Raw genomic sequence first — 2,470 nt, forward strand, 5'->3', positions numbered from 1 at the left:
CTTGGTTTTGTTGGCGGGTTTATCGTCAATAAGTACGAACCAAAGGCAGCAGCAACCATTCAGGCAGGGGTTGATACGACAACTGCAACCGTTGAAACAGCGGTGAATGACGTAGCCAAATAAAGAAAAGGTCGGGGATTGGACCCGGCCTTTTTCGTTGCTATCCCCAGAAGATATTGTGTCAATACGTGACGGGGAACAGAAGTGGCGGATTTCGTTTTAAGCATTGCCCATCCTGATTTGATGACGTTAGTGGACCACTTACCGGCAGTTCATCAGCCGTGGTGGCAGACCTTTATTCAAGTGGGAACACCAATCATAACGGCTGCCACTTCTATAATTACTGTTAGTGTTTTAATTTCAAACCGAAAACTTACCAAACAAGTCGCAGATTCAAACTATGAATTAGCCAAAGAAAACAAAGAAATATCAAGAAAGAATTTTGATGCTGATATATATGAAAAAATGACAAAATTATATATTGATTACAACGATTTGTATAGCAAACTTACAGAACAAAATGATGAATTTTTTGATGCAGATGAAGAAAATTTAGAATATCACAAAAAATTAAATATGATCAACAATGACACTAAAAATCGCCTAAATACATCATTGAAAATTAGATTACTTTTTAATTCATCCGAACCAATTATGTCGAAAAAAACAGCTGAAGCAGCAAGGGCACATCTAGATAATTTTGATAAATATATATCCCATGTAACTGTAGAAAATTTTTTAGAAAATTACGACGATCAAGTTAGCCCTATATTTAATTCAAGGGCAGAACAGATAAACGACGCTAACAAAATATTGGATGAATCTAATCTTAATTTTCTTGAATCATTCAAGCTTAATGAAATTATGAAATTTTCTTCATTTAAAAACTAATCTTATCCAAAGAAAATAATCACCAATATCATTTAATAAACGCGCTACAACCCATTCTATACCCCTTATAATTCCCGTTGAATATGTGCGTTGCACTATCCCCTTCACAGGACCACGGCATGGTCCCGTTGACTGGGCCGGGGATTGACCCGGCCTTTTTTGTTGCTATCCCCAGAAGATATTGTGTCGGTATATGACAGGGAACGATTATGGCTGACTTAATGGGATCATACATCCCTGATCTAGTTCTGAAGATCGATAACGGGGAACTGATCCAACTTCTGAACCACTTGCCTAACGTACCTGCGCATCAAACCTTCTGGGAAAAATTCTTCGATACACCTGTAGCCGTTGTGGCTGCATGTTCGGCTGTAGTGACCGTTTTCGTTTCTGTTGGAACTTTAGGCGTAACCATTTTCAATAGCTTTCTGACAAAAAAATTTACAGAAGCCAACCATGATCTTGCGAAACAACAAGCAGATATTGCAAAATCTAATCATGGCATTGCGAAACAGCAAGCAGAAATAGCATTAGAAAATAAAGAAATTTCAAAAAGAAAATATAATCTTGATGTTATCAATAAGCGATGGGATTTATTTGGAACATATCTGTCTGATTATCGTATATCTTCATCAAGTATTATAGGTAATTTCCTTCATATTCATTCCGAAAAGTTCGTTGAAGCGGACAATACTATGTTTGCAAACTTTTTTCTAAATGATTCATCAAAAAGAATTCAATCAATGGAAAATATAGATGCCTTCTTTACAATGGCAAAATCATTTACAACACCAGAAACTACAGCATGCATAGAAAAATTATCATCTGACATGCTTGCTTTCAGTAGGGCTTATTCATCATTTAATTACAAAGGATTCCCCAGCAATGTAGCATTCACAAAAATAAAATCGCTTCAAAGTTCAGTTGAATATTACATTAAAAATATGGATGTTTCGCACGACGAATTTATAAAAAGTTTTGTTCAAAGGGAATTAGATGGATTAAGCAAGATAGATTAATATTATTTCAAAATCAATAACAAACCCACAATAATTTAATAAAGCCACCACAAGCCATTCTATCCCCCTTAGAATGGATGTTACATATCTATTAGATATCTAATAGTTATCCACATATAAAAGATAAGACATAAGGGGATACCCATCATTTCAAAAAGCAATTCACATTCGCATCGCACCGGTAATCATATTTGGTGCAAATGATACTTTTACCCAATCGACATGAATACAACGTATTCATGCGAAGGGGTCTTGTGTGAAACACAAACCCAATCGACCTATATCTGCCTGTACGAAGGGGGAATGGTGCGTCGGCAAATCGCATCACTGCGTCAGCATGCGTCAGCAGGATTTAGCTACAGAAACAGCCATTTTTTGTTATCTGCTGACGATGCAGATGATAGATTAGCTAGTTGAATAGATAATTTTTTTATAAAAAACTGTCTTGTTTGCTGTGCATCCTAACATCAGCATCGTCATCATCGTCATCATCGTCATCATCGTCATCATCGTCATCATCGTCATCATCGTCATCATCGTCATCATCGTCATCATCGTCA

2 protein-coding genes are annotated in these 2,470 nt (G+C 36.4%); both read left to right on the plus strand.

The window, feature by feature from the left end; genetic code table 11:
- The first annotated feature begins 204 nt into the window (after positions 1-204).
- Positions 205-891 carry a hypothetical protein gene (locus GAL01_RS15605; RefSeq protein ID WP_145995674.1) on the plus strand — a complete coding sequence of 229 codons (687 nt, stop codon included), beginning with the start codon at positions 205-207 and terminating at the stop codon, positions 889-891.
- Positions 892-1,100: 209 nt separating this feature from the next.
- Positions 1,101-1,910, plus strand: a complete 810-nt coding sequence (locus tag GAL01_RS15610) for a hypothetical protein (protein WP_145995675.1) — start codon at positions 1,101-1,103, stop codon at positions 1,908-1,910.
- The last annotated feature ends 560 nt before the right edge of the window (positions 1,911-2,470 follow it).

The sequence above is a fragment of the Gluconobacter albidus genome, from assembly GCF_002723915.1.
In the GTDB taxonomy this organism is placed as follows: Bacteria; Pseudomonadota; Alphaproteobacteria; order Acetobacterales; family Acetobacteraceae; genus Gluconobacter; species Gluconobacter albidus.

What these genes read in the sequence shown, in the direction of transcription:
- GAL01_RS15610 (WP_145995675.1), top strand. Translation starts at nt 1,101, where the DNA reads ATGGCTGACTTAATGGGATCATACATCCCTGATCTAGTTCTGAAGATC.